Here is a 4,518-nt window from a genome sequence, read left to right on the forward strand (position 1 = left end):
GGGATCATGCGTGCGATTGGCGCAAGCGATCATCAGGTCATATCAATGTTGTTCCTTGAAGGAGCATTGATCGGAACGATCGGGGGTAGCATTGGATTTGGGACCGGAACTTTGCTATCTTACCTAATTGCCCCTTTACTGGGCTTTGCTGAACCTTTCCCAATGTGGGAACTTCTGCCTCTGGTCTCCGGTATGGCTGTGATGGTGGGAATTGTCGCATCCATAATCCCTGCAAAGCGTGCATTGAATATCGACCCTGCGGAGGTGTTAAGGAGTGTCTAACGGACTGATCCATGCAAGTGGATTGAAAAAGAGCTACAAAATAGGTCCTAATGATGTTGAAGTGCTGCATGGCATTGATATGGATATTGAAAATGGGGAATTTGTGTCTATCATGGGGCAATCCGGGTCCGGTAAAACTACCCTGATGAACCTGATCGGAATGCTGGACAGACCCACAGGAGGATCCATTCTCATAGACGGGGATGACATTACTACAATATCCCGGAAAGAGATGGTCGATTATAGGCGGAGAACAGTGGGGTTTGTGTTCCAGCAATTCCACCTTATCCCCTCTCTTACCGCATACGAGAATGTTGCCTTACCTCTTGTTTTTGCAGGGGATAAGGGTCATAGTGCAGCCCTTGATGCCCTTGAAAGAGTGGAGCTTTCCCATCGTTTGGACCATAAACCCTCTGAGCTCAGTGGGGGGGAACAACAAAGGGTCGCGATCGCAAGGGCATTGGTCATGAGTCCTAAAATACTGCTTGCGGATGAACCCACTGGGGCACTGGATAAAGAAACAGGGGAGAGGATAATCTCCCTTCTCAATTCCCTGAAGGACGATATGACTGTGGTCATGATAACGCACAATCACGACCTTGCCAGAATGTCGGACAGGATCATCAACTTACAAGATGGAAAAATAAAGGAATGATATAAAATGAATTCAAAATTAATAGGGACCATACTGCTGATAATGATCGCGGTTGCGTTTGTACCCGGATGTCTTGAAAATGATACACAGGCAGAAGCTGCTGTTGAACCTGTTGCGGAATCTGTCGTTAAACCTATTGCAGCAACGTGGATAGATCCGGAAGTATCGGGCAATATTGTTACGATCCCTGTCCAGGCGATCGAGGAGAATGTAAACACTCATTTCAAGGTAAATGCCGATACAGGTGAGATCGCAGTTATGGCCTATAAGCTAGGTGACGACATAATAGTCAGATCGAACGTTTGTCCGCCATGTGGCTCAATTGGTTTTTCCCTTGACAACGGGGTACTTGTCTGCGATTCATGCAGAACTAGGTTTGATGCTAGTACCGGAGAAGGTATCCAGGGGTCATGCGTGGCATATCCGAAAGAGAACATTCCTTATACCATATCTGATGGAAATGTCGTAATGGGGCTGGATGCTATTGTGGCAGCTCACCTCGAAACAGTTCAGAGGGGATAAAGGCTCCTCTTTCCTCCATTTTTTTCATGATGTTTTATTTTTGTTTTACATTTATTTTTGATTTTTTCGTTTTTGATCAATTCCTGAATAAATATAGAATAAATTTGCTAAAGGTCGATCTCCAATAACTTTAATACACTTAAAAAGTAACCAAAAATTATATGAAAATATTACTTCCCACTGACGGGTCAGGATATTCGGAAAACGCTGCAATGGTTGCAGGTCAGATCGCAAGCAAACACGATTCGGAGGTCATAATCGTTCATGTGGTCGAAGACAAGGGGCTTGGGAGGAAAACTTGGCGTGAGAACGGTGCTGAGCATGTGATCAATAGCGTAAGGGAAGAACTTCTCAAAAGAGGCTGTAAAGAGCAGAACCTCATTTCGGAGATCGTTGATGGGCATGCCGCAGAAATGATCGTAAAGACTGCAAAGAAGCACAATGTCGACAGGATCGTTATAGGCACTCGCGGTCACACTGGAATAAAACAGATAATGGGTTCTGTGACACAGAAGGTCCTTCAACTGTCGCCAATACTTGTTCTGGTCGTTCCGCCGGAATTTCGTTTATAAAATAAAATGTTGATCAAAGGCTGATATTCTCTCTGATCATCTCTTTTCCCGCAAGGACATCTTCAATGGAAAAAACCTCAAGATTGAATATCCCTTTGTAACCTTTAAGCGAATTAAGCACTGAATAATCGATCGTGCCGGTTCCGGGTGCCATGTGCTCATCTCCATCGTAATTGGAGGTCCACGTTCCGTAATTGTCATGCAGGTGCACATGTATCACTTGTTCTGATACTGTCCTGATGAACTCGTTCAGTTTCTCATGGTCTCCGCCGCAGGTCAGGTTCGCATGACCGATGTCAAATGTCACCCCAAGGTTCGTAGAATCCACTTCATTTACAACTTTGAGCAGTTCCTCTGCTTCACAACAGAGATTGCCGGGGTCGGTTGCCTCTTTGTTCTCAAGTCCTAGCATGACATTGTTCTCTGATGCAAAAGCTGCAAGTCTTTTCAGATTAGCTGTCATCCTGCCAAGGGACCTTTGTCTGTCATCTCCAACTCTGCCGGGATGGATGACTACTGCTTTCGTTTCGAGCTTTCCTGCAAGTGCTATGCATTCTTCCATCAGCTTGAAGTGCATGGGTCCCATGGATGCAGTATCAACTACAAGTTCTTTTGGATATGTTGGAACGTCTGCAAAATAATGTGCATGCATGGATGTATCAAGATCGCATGTGGACAGTTCGTCGAGGATCTGTTCTAACCTGTCTTTCTGAAGGTAGTTTCCTTCATACACTCCAAGTTTTGGCATATAGAGCTCGACGGATCTGACATGCTGGTCCAGCTCTTTAAGACCGCCTGCAAAGGAGGATGCACCTATGATCATATTGATTATAACGAAAATAGCCTCTAATAAATATTTTGGTATGGGGCAACAAACCAAAATCCTTATCTAAATTTACCTGATTAAATGGTTTCAATGAAGCTGTATGTACCACATGTAGGTCATCTTGAAGGACTTGAAGACCTGCTTTCAGGATCTGATGACATCTATGCTGTCTATATGGCAGAGTCTCCCGATTATATTGGCACTGGCAGGACCAACCTGAGTGCGCCGAAGCTTGAGGAGATCGCTATACAGACAGAGTGCGCACATGATAAGGCGTGAAGATGGAGATAGTCCTTAACAGTTCCTGTATGGGTGGACAGCAACTTACGCCGGAAGGTTACCGAACCATCGATTGGTATTTCGATAAGTTGAACGGCATCGGGATAGATTCGATCACTGTTGCAGATCCCCTTTTTGTGGAAATGCTCGCAAAGGATTATGATATGGATGTGGTGGTCTCGGTACTCTCTTTTGTGGATTCTCCGCAGAAGGCCGAGTTCTATGAACAACTTGGAGCAACTACGATAGTCATCGATCCTGCAGTGAATCGGCAATTCGATAAACTGGAAGCGATACGGGACGCAGTATCATGCGATCTGAAGCTGCTTGTAAACGAGGCATGTTTGTATCAGTGCCCCTTCAGGTATGCTCACTTCAATTTCTTCTCACATGCCAATGGTCCGGGGCCAAAGCCGAATGTGCTTGATGATTATTACTACTTCAAGTGCCTGTCCTTGAGGATCAATGATCCGCAACAGCTCCTAAAATCCCCCTGGATCAGGCCGGAGGACCTTAGGGAATATAGGCATATTACGGACACATTCAAGATCGGTGGCAGGACGCAGTTCGTCAACTGGATCCTTAATGCCGTAGATGCTTACGCTAATGAGAGCTATGAAGGCAATCTTATGGACCTTTTGGATAGCATAAAGGACCTGAAGGACCATTTCTTTATCCCGAACAGTGAGCTGAATGGGGCCATCGAGCAATGGAAAAGATGCGACAAGGTCTGCCACAAGTGTGGATATTGTAAGCGCCTTGCTGAGAAGGTCATTCGGGTATATTCCCAGGATGAGAATGGACGTTGTATGGTATCATTGGGATCATCAGGAGATAGAACATGACTATTATACAAGATATGCTGAAAGCACGTGGAGCATTGGAGAATAAACTTCGGGAACTTTTGGGTATACCTGTCTTTCTAATCGAAATGGATGCCTTTGCCCTTCCCTGTGGATGCGGCGGTGTTACAATAAATACGCGGGGACTCCAAATGGATGATCTGGAGGTCTTCGAAGAGCATATCCTCAAATACTTTACTGAAACGGTCACATCCCTTGAGATCGACCCCCTCTTTCCTTTTTGTCCGCCTTATTCCTGGAACTGCTGAGATCGCATCTATCAATGCACGTATGCTTTGTAGCAATTGTTACATGGATTTTGGCAGAGGGAGCGGCAAGCAGCCACGTCCTGATATTTATATTCTAAGGTTCGACAGGCGAGAATGAGAATAATTCTTGCAGAACCCTTTTTTTCCAGAAAAGTTCCGAAAGGTTTATGAATGATTTTAGATAATGCTGACCATCTTACGTTAGTCTATGCCATATTTACGTAATATGTGGCTAAAATATCGAAGATAGTGTATATTATTCGCACTTATA

The 4,518-nt window shown here is 44.8% G+C and carries 9 protein-coding genes; 8 read left to right on the forward strand and 1 reads right to left on the reverse strand.

Translation table 11 applies throughout. The features are described from left to right. The 4 genes from QAS77_RS10710 to QAS77_RS10725 all read left to right on the forward strand — a co-directional run. A partial coding sequence (locus QAS77_RS10710) for an ABC transporter permease (RefSeq protein WP_305065491.1) occupies positions 1–282 on the forward strand: 282 nt, incomplete at its 5' end. Further along, a complete protein-coding gene (locus QAS77_RS10715) occupies positions 275–937 on the forward strand; it encodes an ABC transporter ATP-binding protein (protein WP_305065493.1) in 663 nt (220 codons plus the stop codon). The genes QAS77_RS10710 and QAS77_RS10715, both read left to right, overlap by 8 nt. A 6-nt stretch (positions 938–943) precedes the next feature. Continuing rightward, entirely contained in the window at positions 944–1,459 is a 516-nt protein-coding gene (locus tag QAS77_RS10720) for a Fe-S-containing protein (protein WP_305065494.1), read from the forward strand. Positions 1,460–1,620: 161 nt separating this feature from the next. Beyond that, positions 1,621–2,031, forward strand: coding sequence for a universal stress protein (locus QAS77_RS10725; RefSeq protein WP_250868164.1), 411 nt, complete (start codon positions 1,621–1,623; stop codon positions 2,029–2,031). A gap of 13 nt (positions 2,032–2,044) precedes the next feature. Here QAS77_RS10725 and QAS77_RS10730 read toward each other — a convergent pair whose 3' ends face one another. Continuing rightward, positions 2,045–2,854, reverse strand: a complete 810-nt coding sequence (locus QAS77_RS10730) for a sugar phosphate isomerase/epimerase family protein (RefSeq protein WP_305065496.1) — start codon at positions 2,852–2,854, stop codon at positions 2,045–2,047. Positions 2,855–2,947: 93 nt separating this feature from the next. On the opposite strand from QAS77_RS10730, the gene QAS77_RS10735 reads away from it, so the two are divergent. The 4 genes from QAS77_RS10735 to QAS77_RS10750 are packed head-to-tail and all read left to right on the forward strand — an operon-like array spanning position 2,948 to position 4,365. Then, entirely contained in the window at positions 2,948–3,136 is a 189-nt protein-coding gene (locus tag QAS77_RS10735) for a hypothetical protein (RefSeq protein ID WP_305065498.1), read from the forward strand. A 2-nt stretch (positions 3,137–3,138) separates the two neighbouring features. Then, on the forward strand, positions 3,139–3,981 hold the full coding sequence (locus QAS77_RS10740) for a peptidase U32 family protein (protein WP_305065501.1): 843 nt from the start codon (positions 3,139–3,141) through the stop codon (positions 3,979–3,981). Further along, on the forward strand, positions 3,978–4,247 hold the full coding sequence (locus QAS77_RS10745; RefSeq protein WP_305065500.1) for a DUF5402 family protein: 270 nt from the start codon (positions 3,978–3,980) through the stop codon (positions 4,245–4,247). The genes QAS77_RS10740 and QAS77_RS10745 overlap by 4 nt, the downstream gene beginning before the upstream one ends. After that, positions 4,135–4,365: a DUF5402 family protein gene (locus tag QAS77_RS10750; protein ID WP_250867838.1), complete on the forward strand. Its 231-nt coding sequence runs from the start codon at positions 4,135–4,137 to the stop codon at positions 4,363–4,365. The genes QAS77_RS10745 and QAS77_RS10750 overlap by 113 nt, the downstream gene beginning before the upstream one ends. Positions 4,366–4,518: the final 153 nt, after the last annotated feature.

The organism is Methanococcoides sp. (assembly GCF_030594565.1).
Classification (GTDB): domain Archaea; phylum Halobacteriota; class Methanosarcinia; order Methanosarcinales; family Methanosarcinaceae; genus Methanococcoides; species Methanococcoides seepicolus.

Bases quoted from the DNA above. Each gene is read 5' to 3' on its own strand.
- QAS77_RS10725 (WP_250868164.1), top strand. From the start codon at position 1,621: ATGAAAATATTACTTCCCACTGACGGGTCAGGATATTCGGAAAACGCT.
- QAS77_RS10745 (WP_305065500.1), top strand. From the start codon at position 3,978: ATGACTATTATACAAGATATGCTGAAAGCACGTGGAGCATTGGAGAAT.
- QAS77_RS10740 (WP_305065501.1), top strand. From the start codon at position 3,139: ATGGAGATAGTCCTTAACAGTTCCTGTATGGGTGGACAGCAACTTACG.
- QAS77_RS10720 (WP_305065494.1), top strand. From the start codon at position 944: ATGAATTCAAAATTAATAGGGACCATACTGCTGATAATGATCGCGGTT.
- QAS77_RS10750 (WP_250867838.1), top strand. From the start codon at position 4,135: ATGATCTGGAGGTCTTCGAAGAGCATATCCTCAAATACTTTACTGAAA.
- QAS77_RS10730 (WP_305065496.1), bottom strand. From the start codon at position 2,854: ATGATCATAGGTGCATCCTCCTTTGCAGGCGGTCTTAAAGAGCTGGAC.
- QAS77_RS10735 (WP_305065498.1), top strand. From the start codon at position 2,948: ATGAAGCTGTATGTACCACATGTAGGTCATCTTGAAGGACTTGAAGAC.